At 53.2% G+C, this 17,896-nt stretch carries 17 protein-coding genes; 12 read left to right on the plus strand and 5 right to left on the minus strand.

Features of this window, described 5'->3' with window-relative positions; genetic code table 11:
* Positions 1 to 340 precede the first annotated feature (340 nt).
* Positions 341 to 751, plus strand: a complete 411-nt coding sequence (locus tag HCH_RS25050; protein WP_148212658.1) for a hypothetical protein — start codon at positions 341 to 343, stop codon at positions 749 to 751.
* A 488-nt stretch (positions 752 to 1,239) separates the two neighbouring features.
* On the opposite strand, the gene HCH_RS25055 is transcribed toward HCH_RS25050, so the two are convergent.
* Positions 1,240 to 1,794: a hypothetical protein gene (locus HCH_RS25055; RefSeq protein ID WP_011399306.1), complete on the minus strand. Its 555-nt coding sequence runs from the start codon at positions 1,792 to 1,794 to the stop codon at positions 1,240 to 1,242.
* Positions 1,795 to 1,971: 177 nt separating this feature from the next.
* Here HCH_RS25055 and HCH_RS25060 point away from each other — a divergent pair, with 177 nt between their 5' ends.
* The gene (locus tag HCH_RS25060) at positions 1,972 to 2,457 is read left to right on the plus strand and encodes a globin (protein ID WP_041598917.1); all 486 of its coding nucleotides are present in this window, start codon (positions 1,972 to 1,974) and stop codon (positions 2,455 to 2,457) included.
* A 7-nt stretch (positions 2,458 to 2,464) separates the two neighbouring features.
* On the opposite strand, the gene HCH_RS25065 is transcribed toward HCH_RS25060, so the two are convergent.
* Positions 2,465 to 3,115: a TetR/AcrR family transcriptional regulator gene (locus HCH_RS25065; RefSeq protein WP_011399309.1), complete on the minus strand. Its 651-nt coding sequence runs from the start codon at positions 3,113 to 3,115 to the stop codon at positions 2,465 to 2,467.
* A gap of 161 nt (positions 3,116 to 3,276) precedes the next feature.
* Here HCH_RS25065 and HCH_RS32730 point away from each other — a divergent pair, with 161 nt between their 5' ends.
* From HCH_RS32730 to HCH_RS25090, 5 genes are all read left to right on the plus strand, one after another.
* Positions 3,277 to 4,794: a 2OG-Fe(II) oxygenase gene (locus tag HCH_RS32730; RefSeq protein WP_011399310.1), complete on the plus strand. Its 1,518-nt coding sequence runs from the start codon at positions 3,277 to 3,279 to the stop codon at positions 4,792 to 4,794.
* Between the two features lie 476 nt (positions 4,795 to 5,270).
* A complete protein-coding gene (gene pgaA, locus HCH_RS25075) occupies positions 5,271 to 7,715 on the plus strand; it encodes a poly-beta-1,6 N-acetyl-D-glucosamine export porin PgaA (protein ID WP_011399311.1) in 2,445 nt (814 codons plus the stop codon).
* The gene (pgaB, locus tag HCH_RS25080) at positions 7,712 to 9,664 is read left to right on the plus strand and encodes a poly-beta-1,6-N-acetyl-D-glucosamine N-deacetylase PgaB (RefSeq protein ID WP_011399312.1); all 1,953 of its coding nucleotides are present in this window, start codon (positions 7,712 to 7,714) and stop codon (positions 9,662 to 9,664) included. The genes pgaA and pgaB overlap by 4 nt, the downstream gene beginning before the upstream one ends.
* The gene (pgaC, locus tag HCH_RS25085) at positions 9,661 to 10,905 is read left to right on the plus strand and encodes a poly-beta-1,6-N-acetyl-D-glucosamine synthase (RefSeq protein ID WP_011399313.1); all 1,245 of its coding nucleotides are present in this window, start codon (positions 9,661 to 9,663) and stop codon (positions 10,903 to 10,905) included. Before pgaB ends, pgaC begins: the two co-directional genes overlap by 4 nt.
* Before the next feature lie 82 nt (positions 10,906 to 10,987).
* Positions 10,988 to 11,233 (plus strand): hypothetical protein, encoded by a 246-nt coding sequence (locus HCH_RS25090; protein WP_238384928.1) that lies wholly within the window; start codon positions 10,988 to 10,990, stop codon positions 11,231 to 11,233.
* A gap of 122 nt (positions 11,234 to 11,355) precedes the next feature.
* Here the strand turns inward: HCH_RS25090 and HCH_RS25095 are convergent, their stop codons facing one another.
* On the minus strand, positions 11,356 to 12,903 hold the full coding sequence (locus HCH_RS25095) for an alanine/glycine:cation symporter family protein (RefSeq protein ID WP_011399315.1): 1,548 nt from the start codon (positions 12,901 to 12,903) through the stop codon (positions 11,356 to 11,358).
* Between the two features lie 284 nt (positions 12,904 to 13,187).
* Between HCH_RS25095 and HCH_RS25100 the strand changes: the two genes are divergently transcribed.
* The 5 genes from HCH_RS25100 to HCH_RS25115 all read left to right on the plus strand — a co-directional run bounded on the left by HCH_RS25100 (position 13,188) and on the right by HCH_RS25115 (position 16,527).
* Entirely contained in the window at positions 13,188 to 14,510 is a 1,323-nt protein-coding gene (locus HCH_RS25100) for an RNA polymerase sigma factor (protein ID WP_011399316.1), read from the plus strand.
* Between the two features lie 131 nt (positions 14,511 to 14,641).
* The gene (locus tag HCH_RS25105) at positions 14,642 to 15,469 is read left to right on the plus strand and encodes a YciI family protein (RefSeq protein ID WP_011399317.1); all 828 of its coding nucleotides are present in this window, start codon (positions 14,642 to 14,644) and stop codon (positions 15,467 to 15,469) included.
* A gap of 41 nt (positions 15,470 to 15,510) precedes the next feature.
* Positions 15,511 to 15,948, plus strand: a complete 438-nt coding sequence (locus HCH_RS25110) for a YybH family protein (protein ID WP_011399318.1) — start codon at positions 15,511 to 15,513, stop codon at positions 15,946 to 15,948.
* A 78-nt stretch (positions 15,949 to 16,026) separates the two neighbouring features.
* The gene (locus HCH_RS34880; RefSeq protein ID WP_274377855.1) at positions 16,027 to 16,143 is read left to right on the plus strand and encodes a YciI family protein; all 117 of its coding nucleotides are present in this window, start codon (positions 16,027 to 16,029) and stop codon (positions 16,141 to 16,143) included.
* Positions 16,144 to 16,158: 15 nt separating this feature from the next.
* Positions 16,159 to 16,527, plus strand: a complete 369-nt coding sequence (locus tag HCH_RS25115; RefSeq protein WP_011399319.1) for a YciI family protein — start codon at positions 16,159 to 16,161, stop codon at positions 16,525 to 16,527.
* A 70-nt stretch (positions 16,528 to 16,597) separates the two neighbouring features.
* Here the strand turns inward: HCH_RS25115 and HCH_RS25120 are convergent, their stop codons facing one another.
* Positions 16,598 to 17,005 (minus strand): DUF3052 family protein, encoded by a 408-nt coding sequence (locus HCH_RS25120; protein WP_011399320.1) that lies wholly within the window; start codon positions 17,003 to 17,005, stop codon positions 16,598 to 16,600.
* Between the two features lie 62 nt (positions 17,006 to 17,067).
* On the minus strand, positions 17,068 to 17,730 hold the full coding sequence (locus HCH_RS25125) for a hypothetical protein (protein WP_011399321.1): 663 nt from the start codon (positions 17,728 to 17,730) through the stop codon (positions 17,068 to 17,070).
* Positions 17,731 to 17,896 lie beyond the last annotated feature (166 nt).

Consider the following 17,896-nt stretch of genomic DNA (forward strand, 5'->3'; position numbering starts at 1 on the left):
CTCTGGAATCAATACACTGGAGGAAGTATCTTCGAGGTTTTATAATCAGAAAACGCGCATGCGCGATATACAAAGGTTATTCACAGCAACGGTCGCTCGATAACCAAACCTGCGCTTATTTGGTCGCCGATGAGCTACCCTCCTTGGTCAGGCCGGGATACAGCTATTTCGTAAGCAGCAATAAAAGGGAAGAACAATGCCGTCACATACCCAACATACTCTAATCACATGGATTCCCAACTCCGTCGACGGGGCCCGAGAAGCAAAAAACTTAAACCAACTCTATAGTAATTTTTCAGTACTCCGCCCACCCCAAGCCCTGGGCTCATTGGATGAATTCATGAGTATTATATTAGTTGGTCATCGAAGCGAGCTTTTACACCAACCTATCATACATAGTTTGCTTAGCGTTTTTTCCGGCGAACAGAATCTGGCTAGAGTCGGCGCCGGCGGCTGTAACTGGCTGGTCCTGGCGGTCTGCGATGGTGGCGTAGGCAAGTTTCATGGAGCTTTGCAAAGCAAGAACGAGATCCTATCTCCGGCACGCCAACTGGCTGATCGTCTAAATATAAAGGTTTCATCTACAGTACGCCCACTCCTCTTCGACGAGGTGGGCCAAGGTAAAGCGTTTGCTTTGGCGCAAGGGGAGATCCTGATCCGGTCCAATCCTGATCATAATCCCCTATGGTACGACTTCGAACCCAACAAGGTCTTAGTAGACGAGCTAGCGAATATGTTTAGCAGGATCTGAAGTTCGTACACGACAATGGGAATCAGGAAAACCCAGGTCGTACCTTGATAAGTGAAAGTTGGCCTGCTCCTGATGGGGAATAAGCAGACGTTGAGCGCACGAAGACTTCCCGACCACAATGTTCTGATCTAATACTCCATGAGCAGGATCAAACATCTTCTATCGGGCAATACGCCGTCATATCACGATGGCGTACTCAATCGTAAACTCTCGGCGTCACGCCCATGTCCGACAACATCTATTCCAACTCGCTAAAGAAAGTATGGTCCGGTAACTCTATCGCATCAAATACGCCCCACTCCTGAAGCTGTTCGAGTGACTCATCCTGCTCGCAGATTGCCCTGCCGACAGTAATCTTCCCGATTTTTATGTATCTGCAGATATTTCTGATGATGGTCCCAGTCCGCCCATACCGGTTTTTTGCTCGACACGCGTTCTCCCAAAAGGTAATTCGTTAGTCCATAGATTTAAGAGGAAGGTCTGTGCGCCTAGCTCTGCGGCGCCAAAGTCGCAGTCAACGCTGCTATTTGTTGTTGCAGCATTTGCAGGCGATTGTTCAGTCTCGATACTTCGTTTTCGTTTGGCGTGGTTCCTGCGAGTAGTTGCGCCAGACTCTGATCGATGCGGTGCTGTTCCTTGCGCAGTTCATCGATCCGATCGAGGATTAATCTCTGCGAGCTGTATGATTTCAACCTCTCGTCCCGCTCCTGCAGGGCTGCTTTGTGTTGTCGGAGCATGTCTTCCAGAGCTTTGTTCTGCGACCGCAATTCCGCCACTTCAGAGTGCAGGTTGGAGTTTTCCGAATTAGCGCTTAACAGCATGTTGCGCTCCACCAATGTCATCGCGTATTTACGCTCCAGCTCCCGGTATATCTCCGCGTTGGTCACTTCCGAAATACGGTTTTGCAGCTGAAGCTCCAGCTCCGCATTCTTTAGCTGTAGAGGATGTATCGTCAGGTGCAGGTTGGCGGCGTACACCAATGCGCCGCATGCGGCGGCCAGGGCGAGAGTCAGGGTGATGGACTGCTTTCCATGCTCAGGCATAGCGTCTCCTTTGAGAGTAAAAATGAAACCCACTACAGCCATACTGCGAATCGACGTAGATTACTCCATGTCCATCCGGCAACCAAGCTAATCGCCATCATTACAGGCAAAACGACCAGGATTGCAGCCGCTCTCCGCCACATTGCGCAACTGGGCGAGCGAGACCATACTTTTTCTATGAACAAGAACTCCAGTCTGGTATCCACACACAACTTGAACCTATTTAGAGACAGCTTCTCGCGTTGTTTTTGCGATGTGGGAAGCGATGTGCGCTTTGTTGATGATTTTTATATGCGCCTCAAAGCCTCAGACGCCGATGTCAGCGCCATATTCAACCGACGCCCTATCGAACAGCAGGTCCACGCTGTACGCTCAGCAGTCTACGCCCTGGAGGAATACGCAACCAGCGGCTGCCCCGATAACAGGTTGAAACTAATTGAAGCTTCCCACTCCCATCACAAAATGGGACTGACGCCGTACATGTATGATCTTTGGTTAAGTTGCCTGCTGGAGACCGTTCTTCGCCACGACCACGCCTACGATGACGGGGTATGGCAAGCCTGGGAGCTGACGCTCAGGCCTGGCATTGATTACCTCAAGCACACGCTTACCGCCGAAATCAACGCCGCTGACGGAGAGAGTCAATCAGGCGCCCGGGAATAACGGAAATTCAACGGGCGTCGCCTTTCCTTCTGCGCCCTGGCGGCGCAGGCTTTGCAGTGGAAAACTCTCCGCCGCAGGCTTTGACGATTGTCTCCATCACCATTTCCGCCGCAAAGTTCTTAGGCATAGAGTCGGGATTGGTCACCGCCAGCTGATACGCTCCTTCCATCGTCGCAAGCACCATCGCCGCCAACTTACGGATGTCTTCCGCCGCCAAACGATCGCCTGCAATATTCCACAACAATTGCGCCAGCTCTTTCATTTGCATAGCGATGGCTTCGCAATAGAGCTCTCTGACATCATCCACCCGCACTGCTTCCGCGCCGATCAGCACCCAGGCTTTCACCGCCTCTGGATCAGCGCCTTTACCCAACGCCAGTCTGGCGTCGACAAATGCGCGCAGCTGCTGTTGCGGCGTTTGCGCATCGACGCTAAGCATGCGGTATCGGGTTTCGCCAATGCTGACGACATACTCGACCAGCGCCAGCAGAATTTCCCGTTTGGCTTTGAAGTGATAATGAATCAGTCCCGGCGTAAGCCCTGCTTCCGCCGCGATTGCCTGAATCGTCGCGCCCTCATAGCCCTTTTTCGTCATCACACGCAGCAGCGCATTGACTATCTGCATACGGCGCTCTTCTGTATTGGACTTTCTACCCATTGTCTCCCTCACCTCATCAGGCAGAGTTTTATTTTGGTCATTTAACCAAATTTCTATTGCGGTCGCGACCATTTGCTCTTAACCTATTTTGGTTGGTTGACCAACTTAAACAAAATGCAATTCACTGCGACATTTTGATATCGATGGAGGAAAATGGCCTTATGAAAAGCGTCAGTCGTTTTAACACCTCTCAACACCCGCCAGAAGGCGTCCAACGCATCGATTTAGCGCCGGAATTGAAGAAAGAATGTTTCGTTCTGCGCGGCGTCTTTTCCGAGATCTTTTGCGAACAGCTATTGGCCAGCGCCATCACCCGCGGATTCAGCCCGGCAGACGCGAAATACCCGCCCAGTTATCGCAATAACGCCAGACAGGTGGTGGATGATCCCATGCTGGCGCGGCGTTTGTTTGAGGTCTGCGGCCAGCTCCTGCCCCAAAGCCTGCCTGACGCAGCGAACAGCCCTGCATGGAGCCTGCACTCTCTGAATCCTCGTCTGCGACTTTGCCGCTACAGCGCCGGGCAAAGTTTCTTTCCCCATCAGGACGGGGTTTATGCCTGTCCAGACCGTTCGGAATCAAAGCTGACCTTCCTGCTCTATCTCAATGACGCCACTGAGTTCAGCGGCGGCGACACCCTGTTTTTCAAAGATGCTTCCGCAGCGGAAATAAGCGCTCGATTTACGCCTCGTCGCGGCGACCTGATCGTGTTCGACCATAGCCTCTGGCACAGCGGAGATACCGTCCTGAGCGGAGAAAAGTACATTCTTCGCAGCGACCTGATCTATCGCCCGTCACGCTCAATCGGCTCCATCCCCGCACTATTGAATCCGCATGTTCTGCATGCTCACAACGGTTATATCTGGAAGGTAGCGACGCTTTCAGGCGGACGTTTCGCCACAGCGTCACGGGATAAAACCATCCGCATATGGAGTCCCCAGAAGCAACTGCTGCAGACTCTGTCCCGCCACGCAAACTCCGTCCTGGATTTATGTTCAAACGCCAAAGATGACCTTTTCGCCGTCTCTCGAGATGGGACCCTCAGTAAATGGGAGCAGCGCGAAACGAGCTATTTTCCCGTCAGGAAAATTAACACCTTTTGCCCGACTCCATTGCATGTTTCCCCCTTGGACGAGAACCAAATTGTCACTACCGGTTCAGACGGCGTTATTCGACTCTGGAGTCATGATCTGGAGCCTCAGGGGACGCTGACGGGGCGGCAGGGGTGGGTGTGGGATATCGCCTCATTGGGACAAGGAAATGCCGTCAGCGGAGGAGAAGACGGCTCGTTATCCTTCTGGCGAATAGACGCGCGCGAGCACTGCTTCCGCCTCTCACCCAATACGGGTCCAATTCGTTGTCTGGCCTTATCTGACAAGGCTCGCAGCGTTTTCGCAGGGACCGGAACCGGTCACATATTACACATCGATTTATTACCGGAACCTTATGTGAGAAACATCTGGAAAGCGCATAACGGCATCGTAAGAAGCCTGTTTGTCGAGGGAGAAAACCAGCTTATCAGCGGTGGAGAAGATTGCCTGATTCGCTACTGGAGCTTGGCGGGAGAAGCGCTCAAAGAGGACGTCAGCCACGAAAATTTCGTCACCTCCCTATGCGCATATAGAGATAAGGAATTTCTGTCCGCCTCTTATGACGGACGTGTGACATTTCATTCACTTTGATCAGCGATGAAGACGCTCCCCTTTACTCGCGCCCCTCAAAGTGAAAGCGTTATCTGCGCCCTGCCCCCTTGTGCGACGCGCCTCACAGAAATTTTCGCCTAAGCCGTCTACACTAATTTTCCCTTCTTAAAAAACCAAGTCTCCAGCAGTTTAACTAGTCCTTTTCTGTCGCCTGCCACCACTTTTGTTATAGCCATATCAACCTATTTTTCTGCCCAGGTCTTTTCGGGTTAAATGGCGATGCTCGCAAGCTATTGAATTAATTAGGTTTTATCAATTTTTTGGCGTCAGCTTTTTTTACGACGCCAGCAAACTGCAAATGCAATTGAACCACGTCAATAACTTGACGCGCGAAACGACACTACCACAACTTCAGCAAGCGCCTCCGACCTCTGACAGAAGGATCGTAAAGCAGTTCCTGCGGTTCATTTCTCCCATTGTTTAGAGGGACTTAACGCTTAATGGGCTATTAATCGATGACTCTATTTCCTACGGAGCCGTCTATACGGCTATCCGCGCGCAAACTCGCGCGCCTGGTTGTCAGCGCGGTCGCTCTTTCTCAAGCTATTCCCGCTCTGGCGGCTAGCCCCGTTGATGAAAAACGGGAGCAGTTCGTCATATCCGCCCGCGCCGGACATTTAAAGGAAGCCATCAAAGGCCTCTCCAAACTGTATAAGCAAACTCATGATAAAGCGGTTCTGAATGACCTGATTGCGCTGTACTCCTGGAATGGCGAGCTGGATAGCGCGCTAGCGCTGTGTAATCCATGCTCTCTCAAAGCGCTTAACAACGACAGTCTGGCGATTTTGGCCAAGGCGCAGCGTAATCAAAAAAACTTCGCTACCGCAGCTGAGCTTTACAGACTTCTGACCAAACGCAGCCCTAAAAGCCGGGACGCATGGCTGGGACTGGCTCTGACCAGCGCAGAAATGGGAGAAGACGTTCACGCTCAAAAAGCGATCGCTAATTACAGAGAATTGACTCGTCCCAGCGTCGAGCGTTTTGAGAATGAGCTTTATATCATGACGGTATTGCAGGACAAGGTCGGCGAGATCGGCGTTCTGCAGGACTATTACAGCTTCTCCCCCGACAATCGGGACATCGGACTGCGTCTTTATAAAGCCGCCATCGATCTCGGCGCAGCCACCGCAGCGGACAGAATCGTCAAGGCGCATCCGGACTGGTTCAAAGGCATCGACCATTACTGGCTTGAGTACTACAAGTCCACTCTGAACATACGCAGCGGCGCCAAATCATCCCGCCCGGATATACTGGATAAAGGCATTGCCGATCTGCAGGCGCTATATGACAAAGTTCCTGCGGAGCACTCCCTGCGCGGCAATATCGAGCGGGATATCTTTTACGGACTGGTCGTCGCGAAACGCTTTGATGAAGCCAGCGATATGCTACCGGTCATTGAAACGCGGCAACCGCTTCCAGCCTATATAGAAGAAGCGCGCGCAGACTTATACGCCGCCAACCGGCGTCCCTTCAAAGCGTTGCCGATATTCAAGCAGCTATATGCACAAGCGCCAACATTAGAGCTGGGCAAGAAGCTGTATTACGCCCATATGGACGCAGAGCAATATGAGGAAGGCGGGGCTCTGCTGCAAAAACTGTTGGACGCCCAACCTCCTCGACGCTGGGACTTCACCGGCAGCTTTAAGGTTAGTAACGAAAATTATCAACAATTGCGCGAGCAAAGCATTATTCATCAGGCCTGGAGCGGCGACCTCGATTCAGCGGAAAAGTCGCTGCAAGCCGCCCTGGTGGAAGCGCCCGGCAACCCCTGGTTGTGGATGGACTTGGGCAACGTGCAACGTTGGCAGGGCCGTTTCAGTGACGCGGAATACAGCTATCGTCGCGCCGACTCAATGCTTTCCGGCAACGCTCAAGGCAGCGCCAGGCGCAGCTTATGGCTGACGCAACTGGAGAAAGGCGACTGGCGGGGACTCAACGCCAAACGCGAAGAACTGAACGCCGCATATCCCGCCCACGAGCAGAGAGAAATCAACAAACGCTGGGATGAAGCATCCGCACCTTTCCTTAGCGTCAATGCGAGTCGCGTCAAATCCAGCAACAGCAAGCCGGGGCAAGCGCAAAACTCCAGAGAGTGGCGTTATGACGCACGTTTATATTCGCAGCGCTGGGAGGGGCAACGTATCTTTATCCATGACCAGAAAATGTATGGAGAATGGGAAGAACGCGACCTCTTCGCTCGCTATACCGGCGTTGGCGCCGACCTGAGTTTTTATCCTTTCACATTGGAATTGGAAGCGGGTTCCGGCGGCAAGCTTAACGACAAAGCTTACTTTTGGAGCACCGCCAGCTGGACTCTGTTTGACGATCTGTCATTGCAGGCGAGCTACCGTTATAACCCATCGGAGACGCCATTAAGAGGTCTTTACGATGAGAGTTATATGCGTCAGTGGGGTCTTGGCGCCACATACAGGTTCACACCCCGAATTTCTCTGGGAACTTCCGCTTCACTTAGCAACTTTACCGACGGCAATGACCGTCAAGCCATCAGCGCCTGGCTGGAGACTCAGCTATGGCAAACGCCGCGCTATAAGTTGTCCGGCGTCGTCAGCGCTGGCGGCAGCGACAATGACAAAGTTCCGGCCAGTTACTTTAACCCTACATCCGACCGCAATTATGGCGCAGAGCTGCGCCACAGCTACCGCATCAAAGTGTCTGACGATTGGGACCTGGATCAGTTTCTGGAGACCAGAGTCAACCAATACCGCCAGGAAGGCTACGACCCGGCTATCGGCTGGGAAATCAGCTACAGCCAGCAATGGCGTTGGCGGGATCAGGTCAGCGTCAGGCTGGGAGTCAGTCGCGACAAAGCCACCTACGACGGAGAGCCCGAAAACGGCACGTTGATTTTCGCTAATTTTGAAATGAGGTTCATGCAGTGAGAACTATCGCCCGGATATTTTTCTTAAGCTTGGCGCTGCTCTCGTCATTGGTTTGGGCGCGTCCGGAGAACAGTTACGTGGTGCTGGGCTATCACGACTTTTATGACGTCAAACTCAACCCCACCAAGCGCATCTTCGCCAACACGCTGAGCCGCGACCGCTTTGTCGAGCACCTCAACTGGATCAAGCAAAACAACTATCACCCAGTGAGTTTTCAGCAGATTATCGACGCCAAAGAAGGCAAGTCCAAGCTGCCGGAGAACGCAGTGCTGCTGACCTTTGATGATGGTTATGAGTCGTTCTACACCACCGTATTTCCCTTGCTGAAGCTTTATAACTATCCCGCTGTCATCGCTCTGGTGGGCAAGTGGCTGGAGGTTGAACCGGGCAAGGAGGTGTTGTACGGAAAAACCAACCTGGACCGCAAACACTTTCTGAACTGGGCGCAGATCCGGGAAATGGAAGCATCCGGTTTAGTGGAGTTCGCTTCGCACACCTACAACCTGCATTACGGTATTTACGCCAACCCTTTCGGCAACGAACAGCCCGCCGCCGTTAGTCCTCAATATGACAAAGATCGCGATGTCTATGAGAGTACTGAGAACTACGATCAACGCCTGCGTATAGACTTCAAGGCCAGTAAAAAGCAGATGACCTCCCGGGGTCTGAAGTCGCCCCGCATCATGGTTTGGCCCTATGGCGCTTACAACAGCCACTCCATCGAAATCGCCAAAGAACAAGGTTATCCCTACACCTTTTCTCTGGACGAAGGCGTCAATATGGTCAACGACTCCGGCCTGAACGTTTACCGCTATCTGATGGACCAGGAAATCAGTCTGGAACACTTCGGGCGCATATTGAAAGGCGAGCCCAAGCCGCCGATGGTGAAGCGCATACTGCATGTGGATCTGGATTATGTTTACGATCCCGACCCGAAGGTTATTCAGCAGAACATCGATCTCCTCATAGAAAGGGTTAGCCGCTACAAGGTCAATACCGTCTACCTGCAGGCGTTCGCCGACCCGGATGGCGATGGCGTCGCAGACGCGCTCTACTTCCCCAATCGCCATTTGCCTGTGCGCGCGGACATATTCAACCGCGTCGCGTGGCAGTTACGCTCACGCGCGGGTGTCCGCATGTACGCCTGGATGCCGGTTCTGGCCTTTGATCTGGGCGAAAAATACAGCTACGTCACCGATGTACGCACACAGAAGCCCGCCCCGGAGCAGTATCTGAGACTCTCCCCGTTCAGCGAGAAAAATATAGAAACCATTGGCGATATTTACGAAGACCTGAGTCTGTATGGCAAATTCCATGGCATTCTTTTCCACGATGACGCCTTCCTGGGCGACTTTGAGGACGCCTCTCCCGATGCGCTGAAGCAGTATGCGGAATGGGGGCTTGGCGACTCCATCGAAGCGATTCATGCGGATAAAGACCTCTCCAAGCGCTGGGCGGAACTGAAGACCCAGCACCTGATCGATGTCACCCACCGCCTCGCCAAGCGCAGCGCCCGCTACTTCGCCAGCGATGGGCAACATTTATTGTTGGCGCGCAATATGTACGCCCAGCCAGTGTTAAACGCAAATAGTGAAGCCTGGTTCGCCCAGAATCTGGAAGCCTTCGCCAAAGCCTATGACCACGTAGCGGTCATGGCCATGCCATATATGGAGCAGCAGAAAAATCCCGAGCAGTGGCTGCGCAAGCTGGCGCAAACCGCACTGCAGCGTGTTAATCCGGACAAGCTGGTGTTTGAACTGCAGGCGAAAGACTGGCGCGACGGGTCCGCTATTCCCGCTAGCGTGCTCAAGCGACAGATGCAAATCATCTCTGCGGAAGGGATCAAGAGCTTTGGTTATTACCCTGATGATTTCATCAAGGGAATTCCCGATATCAACATCGTACGCCCCGAGCTCTCGCTCAACTCCACCTTGGAGGCGGCGAAATGACCCTGGATATTCTGCTTCTTTGCATCTATCTCTACCCCAGCGTGATGGCGCTGGTGTGGATCACCGGTGGGGTGTATTACTTTTTTCACTGGGAGCGCCGCTACCTGAAAAATCACCCCGACCACAAACTCAAGCTGCGTCATTATCCCATGGTGTCGGTCATGGTGCCTTGCTATAACGAAGGCGCCAACATCAAGGAAACCATTGATAGTCTGCTGGAACAGGACTATCCGAATTACGAAATCATCGCCATTAATGACGGCAGCAAAGACGATACTGGCGCGCGTCTGGATGAAATCGCCAAAGAGCATTCCAGATTGCGCGTCATCCATCAGGAGAACCAAGGCAAAGCCGCCGCCCTGAACAATGCGCTGGAGCATGCCAAGGGCGACTGTCTTGTCTGCATCGACGGAGACGCCCTGCTCGACCGCAATGCGCTGGTATGGATGGTGCGTCACTTCCTCAGTGAAAACGGCGTCGGCGCCGTCACAGGCAATCCGAGAGTGCGCACCCGCTCCACCATTATCGGCAAAATCCAGACTGGCGAATTCTCATCCATTATCGGCCTGATCAAACGGGCGCAACGTATCTACGGCACCCTGTTCACTATCTCCGGCGTGGTGTGCGCGTTCCGAAAAAGCGCCTTGCAGCAAATTGGCGGCTGGAACACCAGCATGGTGACTGAAGACATCGACGTCAGCTGGCGCCTGCAAATGGCCGGTTGGAATATTCGCTATGAACCCATGGCGCGCTGCTGGGTACTCATGCCCGAAACCATTCGTGGTCTTTATAAACAGCGGCTGCGTTGGGCGCAAGGCGGCGCGGAGGTCTGTCTGAAATACGGCTGGCGTTGTCTGTTTCAAGGCAAGCTGCGGTTCTGGCCGCTACTGCTGGAGTATCTCGCCAGCGTTTACTGGAGCTACAGCGTGATCGGCCTGCTTGCCTGGCGCTTACTCACATTCTCAGAAGCTCCCACTGCGGAGCAGGTGCTGACTTTTGAAGTCTGCGCCGTACTGATGATTTTTTTATGTCTGTTGCAGTTCCTGGTCAGCATCCTGATCGACCGTCATTACGACCAGGGACTACTCAAAAACTTTCTGTGGTGTATTTGGTATCCGTTGTTCTATTGGATACTCAATATCGCCACGGTAACCATCGCAGTGCCCAAGGCCCTGTTCAGAAAGCGCAATCAACATGCAGTTTGGGAAAGTCCGGATAGAGGAGAAATTTTTCGTGGCTGAATCGACACAAAGGACACTTATTTACACACAGGCGTCACGGCGCACCAAGGGTCTATGGTTAAGGGACGGGGCGATATCGCTCATGACCTGGATGCTGTGGGGATACCTGCTGTTACATCCTGTGTACTACTTCTTTTTCAGTGATGGAGAGCTTATATCTCCCCTGTTAAAGCTTTCCCTTATCGATATATTGGCCTGGGCCGGCGGCATTCTTGCGGTGACGCTGTCGCTGTATCACCTGTGGTCGAGGGCGCATCACTGTAAATGGTGGTGGCGACGCAGGAACCTGCTCAAGCAGGCGGAGATGGAAATGCTGGGAGAGGGGTAACCTCTCTTCCGCATAAAACAAACCGCTGTTACTGAGAAGCTGACGCAAAAAAGCCGGACATTTAGTCCGGCTTTTTATTTGGCTGTTTCCGTCAATACGCTGGAAACATGCTCATGGAGCTATCAGGCGACGCCCGGTTTACGCGCTTTGGCGGGCTCAGCTTGGCCTGCTTTGGCACGCGCTTCGGTTGCAGCTTTCTTGGTCCAGTAATCAGCGTTTTCGATGCCCAGCTTTTCAGGATCGAAAGTGTACTCGGTCACGCCTTTCTTCTGTTGATCTTCGTAGTCACGCAGCGCTCTCAAAGCCGGTTTGGCCATGAAGAAAATCACCACGATACCCACGATGTTCAACCACGCCATCAAGCCTACGCCGATGTCGCCCATGCCCCAGGCCAGATCTGCAGTTTTCACCGCGCCGTAGAAAGTGGACGCCATGATGGCGACTTTCAGGATGAAGACCATGCCAGGAATATTCACGGTGCGCTTGATGTACGCCACATTGGTTTCCGCAATGTAGTAGTACGCCAGAATGGTGGTGAATGAGAAGAAGAACAACGCGAATGCGATGAACGGCTTGCCTACGCCAGGCAAGGTGCTTTCAATCGCCATCTGGGTGAATACAGGGCCGTTAGCCGCAATTTCCGACGCCACATTCTGAACGAGGAAAGCACCCTCTGTAGCGCCATGAACGTTGTATGCGCCAGTGATCAGAATCATGAACGCAGTCGCGGAGCAGACGAACAGAGTATCGATGTAGATAGAGAAAGACTGCACCAGACCTTGCTGAGCCGGATGCTGAACTTCCGCCGCCGCCGCCGCGTGAGGACCGCTGCCCTGACCTGCTTCGTTAGAATAAACGCCGCGTTTTACGCCCCAGCCGATCGCCGCGCCGAAGCCTGCCATTGGGGAGAATGCGTCGCCCACGATCAGGCCGATGATGGAAGGCAGTTGGTCGATGTTCAGCCCCACGATAACGCAAGCGATGATGATGTAAGCCAACGCCATGAACGGAACTACAATTTCAGTGAACTTGGCGATACGTCTTACGCCGCCAAAGATAATGAAGCCCAGAATCAGAACGACGACAACGCCGGAAACCAGCTTCGCAAAGCTTACTTCACCAAAGAAAGAAGTGTTGATGATAGAACCGGCGCCGAATGCAGTCTCAACCGCGCTGCCGATGTTATTGGACTGAACGCCCGGCAGGAACAGCCCGCAAGCAATGATGGTCGCAATGGCGAAAATCCAGGCATACCACTTCTGGCCCATGGCCTTTTCAAAATAGTAAGCAGGACCGCCGCGATATTGGCCTTCATCTTCTTCTTTGTAAATCTGCGCCAGAGTGGATTCGATATAAGCAGTAGCCGCGCCTAAGAAAGCGACCATCCACATCCAGAAGACTGCGCCGGGACCGCCAAAACCGATAGCGGCGGCGACGCCTGCGATGTTGCCGGTGCCGACCCGGCCAGAGAGAGAGACCGCAAGGGCCTGGAAGGAGGAAATCCCTTTGTCAGAGCTGGTGCCCGAGAGGAGCAATCGCCACATTTCACCGAAATGCCTGACCTGGACAAACCTTGTCAACACAGAATAAAACAGACCCGCTCCCAGACACAGGTAGATCAGAGCTGGGCTCCAGATCAGGCCGTTCAGATAGTTAACAATTTCTTGCATCAAAAATCTCCACGTAGAGTCTCTGTCGAATCGGACGCCGCATGCTGGCTACAGATTTGGATGAGACTGTTATTTTTGTAATGAAACGCTCGTGCGTATGGGATTTTCCCGGCGCCGCTTTGGTTGACCAACCTAACGCCCTAGGCTTCCCGGCATAAAAACCGGGGCGGATTATACAGCATCTTAGCCCCGTGTCTTCAGCATGCGACGAATATCCTAACGGCGCATCGTGCAAAAGTTAGTCAGCACTTCCCGCAATTCCCCTCATCACTTAGGATGGGATATTGGCATTCAACAAGTTACGAGGGAAAGCCGAAGTGCCGCAGCAGGAAGAAAATGCAAAATTGAGCGCCCGTCAGCAACTTGAGGCGGTATATCGGGCGGAATCCCGACGTATTTTGGCGACTCTGATTCGATTATTGGGCGATTTTGAACTGGCGGAAGAAGCCATGCATGAGGCCTTCGCCGCCGCAACCGATCAATGGGAGCAGGCAGGCGTTCCCGCCAATCCACGCGCCTGGTTAGTGTCTACAGGGCGTTTCAAAGCGATTGATCATCTACGTCGCCGCGCACGCTTTGACGCCTCGCTAACCGACATCGCCGAACGGCTTTACGCGGAAGCGACAGACGCGGAAGACAAACAGAACGAAGATATTGAAGATGATCGCCTGCGCCTGATTTTCACCTGCTGCCACCCCAGCTTATCCACAGAGGCGCAAGTAGCGCTGACGTTACGGGAGATATGCGATCTCACCACCGAGGAAATCGCACGCGCTTTTCTTGCTTCCCCCAGCACAGTGGCCCAGCGCATTGTACGCGCCAAATCTAAAATACGGGACGCCCGCATTCCCTATGAAGTACCGAGCGAATCCGAGTTGCCGGAACGCTTGGAGTCCGTGTTGCATGTCATTTATCTGGTATTCAACGAAGGCTACTCCGCGTCTACTGGCGATAGCCTTACACGTAGCGACTTGTCTGCTGAAGCTATTCGGTTGGGGCGCTTGCTGGTGGAATTGCTGAAGTCCAAAGGGGAGGCGTCAGAAGCCATGGGATTGCTTGCTTTGATGCTACTCAGCGATTCCCGCCGCGCCGCCCGCACCGATATGAAGGGCGACCTGATTCTGCTCGACGCGCAAGACCGATCACTGTGGAATAAAGCGCAGATAGAAGAAGGCGTACAGTGGGTCACTAAAGCCTTAAGCGCCCAGAGCATTGGAACCTACAGTCTGCAAGCGGCCATCTCCGCCATCCACGCAGAAGCGCCCAGCGCAGAGGCCACTGACTGGTCTGAAATCATTGGACTGTACACGCTACTGCTGCGCATCAACCCATCACCGGTGGTGGCGTTAAATCGCGCTGTGGCGGTGGCCATGCGCGACGGCCCGCAACGCGGGCTAGAGATCATTGACGGTATCTTCGCCGAGGGAGAGCTTCATTCTTATCACCTCGCCCACTCCGCCAAGGCGGACATGCATCGCCGTCTGGGACAGTTTGAGCAGGCGCGGGACGCCTATCAACAGGCGCTGGCATTAGCAAAGCAGGAACCCGAACGCCGATTTTTAGAAAGGCGTCTGGAGGAACTGGCTGTGTCATTAAAGGATGTTTAAAATTTTTTTGAATTTTTTTCTGCCGCATGTCGATTTGCCGTTTTCCCAATCGACAAGGAAGTACATCAAGGGGATAGCTTTATTGAAACGCCCCTGACAATCAAAGACTGAAATAGAAATGGAGCGTCAACATGCGATTTATGATCATACGTAAAGCAGACAAAAACACGGAAGCCGGCGTCATGCCTGAAGACGACCTGATATCCGCCATGGGGAGCTACAATCAGGAGTTGGCGAACGCCGGGGCCATGCTTGATGGGGCGGGTCTGAAGCCCAGCGATAAAGGGGCGCGCATCAAATTTTCCGGCGGCAAGCCCACCGTCTTCGACGGTCCTTTTGCGGAAACCAAGGAACTCATCGCCGGCTACACCATGATTCAGGCGAAATCCAAAGAAGAAGCCATCGAGTGGGCGTGTCGCTGGCCGGCTCTGGATGGCGACGGAGAAGTCGAGCTGGAAATCCGCCAGCTCTATGAACTGGAAGATTTCGCGCCCAGCGAGGGATTGGAGCGGCACAGCGCGCTGCAAGCGCAATTGTCAGCGAAGCCGCCTCAGGTGAATACCTATCTATTCTTCAATGGCCAATGCAAAGAGGCTTTCGAATACTACGCGCAAGTCCTGGGCGGAAAAATTGAGTATTCAGTGACCTTCGCAGAATGTCCCGACCTGACTCAGAACCCTCCAGGTTGGGAGGACAAGATCATGCACATCTGTATGGCGGTCGGAGATAGAAGATTGATGGCCTCCGATACGCCTCCCGGGCGCTTTGAAGAGCCCAAAGGCTTCTTCGTGCAACTTGATACGGATACCCCTGCAGAAGCCGACCGCCTGTTCAACGCATTGCTGGAAGGCGGTCAAGTGCGCATGCCATTGCAACAGACCTTTTGGTCCGTACGCTTCGGCATGCTGGTGGATCGGTTCGGCACGCCCTGGATGATTAACTGCAGCCAAGAAGCCTGATCACAGTCGAACTGACAAACAAGCAAAATAAGGAGACGGTTATGAGCGCAACAAATACCACTGAGAGCCAGATACGTCAGGCCCTGGGCAGCTGGGTGGAGGCCGCCTGCGCCAAGGATCTGGACCGCATCATGAGTCACTATGCGCCAGACGTGCGCGCCTTCGACGCGATCCTGCAATTGCAATTCGACGGCGCGGAGGCCTATCGCAAACATTGGGAAACCTGCTTGTCTTACACCTCTGGCCTCATGATCTTTGAAGTGGAAGATTTACGCATAGAAGCAGAGGGAGACCTGGCCGTCGGGCACTTTCTCAACCGCTGCGGCTGTGTCAATGAGCAAGGGGAAGCGCAAAGTTCCTGGATGCGCGGCACGGTTTGCTATCGCCGTCGCGAAGGCGCGTGGAAAATTGTGCATGAACATTACTCAGCGCCGTTCAGCGTGCCTGATGGCGCAGCGCTGTTAAACCTCGAACCCTGACAGAGCGGATCAGGGCGGCGCACTGATTAACTGTCGCCGCCCTCTTCTCTGTGCATTCGTCCCAGCAGGAAAGGCCCCATTGTTTCAGATGGTCCGTTTTTAGAAACCAAGGAGCAAATTGGCGGTTTCTTTATGATTGAGGCGAATAGTCTGGAAGAGGCTATTAACTCACTTAGGGTGATCGCGCCCCATTAATCTGGAGACCTTGTTATGAAATATCTGTGCCTTGTTTACTACGATGAAAACATTATTAACGCCATGACCAAAAACGAATGGGACTCTCTGAACGGAGAGTGCATCGCCTTCGGCGATGAGGTCAGAAAAAGCGGCCACTTCGTTGGCGGCAACGCTTTGCAACCAGTGGAAACCGCCACCACCGTGCGCGTCCGTAACGGCCGCGTCACCACCACAGACGGCCCTTTCGCGGAGACAAAAGAGCAGCTGGCTGGCTTTTACATGATGGAAGCCCGCGATTTAAATGAGGCTATCCAACTCGCCGGCCGCATTCCTCCCGCCCGCCTGGGCAGCATTGAAATTCGTCCCATTCGTGAACTGCAAGCGCCAGAGTCAGCCGGGTAAACCGGCGGCCTCTGGCGTGGAGGTCAAACAATGCTTGTGGAAAGAATAATAGAACGCAAACGCGCTGGACTTACTTCCTGTTTTCTCTGCGTATCACCAGCTTGAGGCCAGACCAAACTTCATCTACTGCGCATACTTTCACGTCCACCAGGCCCATAGGCAAAGCGATACGTCGGATTTCATCTTCCGTCATATCCGTCTTAACCTTGGAGGCCTTTTTAGGCCAGGATATCCATATCATGCCATTCTGCTTGATATGGTCAGCCAAGTTCCCAAGCTCCGCTTCCAGCTCATCTCGGCTTTTAGTGAAAAAATGGATCATGTCCAAATCAGGACGAAGCGCATCAACAATCAGTACATTGTCAGGCAGAGGGCTAACCAGCGCAGGGTAATCAGCTGGCGCATTTGACGGATAAAGCACAAAACCTTCTTTGACGCCCAGCTTTTTAGATAGTGGATTCTTGGAATAACCCGCCATACATTTTCCCCGTTTATGGAACAAGGCCAGGGGTCCGCCCCCTGGCCTGATCGTCAATAGTCTCAGTCGTATTGCGCTTCCCAAGTCACAGTGTAAACCGCCGTAATGCTTTGGGTTTTAGAGCCGCCTGACGTACCGTTGCCAGAGCTAAACTGCACCAGGTAATCCTTGCCTTCCTGCACCGGTATCTCCAGATATGAAACCCCGTCTTTAAAGCCGTTTTTGGGCGTGAATTTGATGGTTTCCCGATAGCCGTTTCCTGTCACGGTGACCTCCCCGTCAACACTCATGCACACCGCCCGTTCCGGGCAGTCGACCAATAAAGTGTCGATATTGAAATTCACTTTCAGCAAACCACTGTTTGTCGCACGAAACTTATGATTAACTGCGCCGCCATGTCCCAAGTCGACGGAAGCTCTGCTTTCTTCATCGCGCTGGATTTCGCCATCAATGGAATACCTTAATACAGCGCCGTTGTCATAGGGAGAATAGTCCAGGTCGTAGCGCATGGAGGATGTCGCGCCATTGCCGGAAGCGCTTAGGTTATAGGATTGATGTATCGGCGTCGCCTCTCGGTATGTCGTGGACTCCCACTCTGATTTTCCAACCCCGTCTACCTTGGCTCTGGCGGTTGTTTTGTAATATTCGAAGAGGGTGTCCGCCGACATGGCGGGCGTGGAGATGATTGAGGCGGCCAAAGCCAGCATTGCGAATTGCGTTTTCATTAATGAAGTTCCTTTTAAGTATTAGCCTGCTATCGAGAATCAGGTATTCAGTGAGACAGCCGTGACTGGCGCTGCCGGACCTGAACCCGTTCCCGACGCAGGTTAACCAAGCGCTCCATGCCTGACTTGTAAAAAAGTACTGTCCTACCCGACATTGTCGTCGCCA

Origin of the sequence: Hahella chejuensis KCTC 2396, from assembly GCF_000012985.1 — a bacterium.
Taxonomy (GTDB): Bacteria; Pseudomonadota; Gammaproteobacteria; order Pseudomonadales; family Oleiphilaceae; genus Hahella; species Hahella chejuensis.

Coding starts and splice junctions, on each gene's coding strand:
- HCH_RS25060 (WP_041598917.1), top strand. CDS start 1,972: ATGAACAAGAACTCCAGTCTGGTATCCACACACAACTTGAACCTATTT.
- HCH_RS25105 (WP_011399317.1), top strand. CDS start 14,642: ATGCGATTTATGATCATACGTAAAGCAGACAAAAACACGGAAGCCGGC.
- HCH_RS32730 (WP_011399310.1), top strand. CDS start 3,277: ATGAAAAGCGTCAGTCGTTTTAACACCTCTCAACACCCGCCAGAAGGC.
- HCH_RS25050 (WP_148212658.1), top strand. CDS start 341: ATGAGTATTATATTAGTTGGTCATCGAAGCGAGCTTTTACACCAACCT.
- HCH_RS25110 (WP_011399318.1), top strand. CDS start 15,511: ATGAGCGCAACAAATACCACTGAGAGCCAGATACGTCAGGCCCTGGGC.
- HCH_RS25095 (WP_011399315.1), bottom strand. CDS start 12,903: ATGCAAGAAATTGTTAACTATCTGAACGGCCTGATCTGGAGCCCAGCT.
- HCH_RS25065 (WP_011399309.1), bottom strand. CDS start 3,115: ATGGGTAGAAAGTCCAATACAGAAGAGCGCCGTATGCAGATAGTCAAT.
- pgaC (WP_011399313.1), top strand. CDS start 9,661: ATGACCCTGGATATTCTGCTTCTTTGCATCTATCTCTACCCCAGCGTG.
- HCH_RS25120 (WP_011399320.1), bottom strand. CDS start 17,005: ATGGCGGGTTATTCCAAGAATCCACTATCTAAAAAGCTGGGCGTCAAA.
- HCH_RS25090 (WP_238384928.1), top strand. CDS start 10,988: ATGACCTGGATGCTGTGGGGATACCTGCTGTTACATCCTGTGTACTAC.
- HCH_RS25125 (WP_011399321.1), bottom strand. CDS start 17,730: ATGAAAACGCAATTCGCAATGCTGGCTTTGGCCGCCTCAATCATCTCC.
- pgaA (WP_011399311.1), top strand. CDS start 5,271: ATGACTCTATTTCCTACGGAGCCGTCTATACGGCTATCCGCGCGCAAA.
- HCH_RS25115 (WP_011399319.1), top strand. CDS start 16,159: ATGAAATATCTGTGCCTTGTTTACTACGATGAAAACATTATTAACGCC.
- HCH_RS25055 (WP_011399306.1), bottom strand. CDS start 1,794: ATGCCTGAGCATGGAAAGCAGTCCATCACCCTGACTCTCGCCCTGGCC.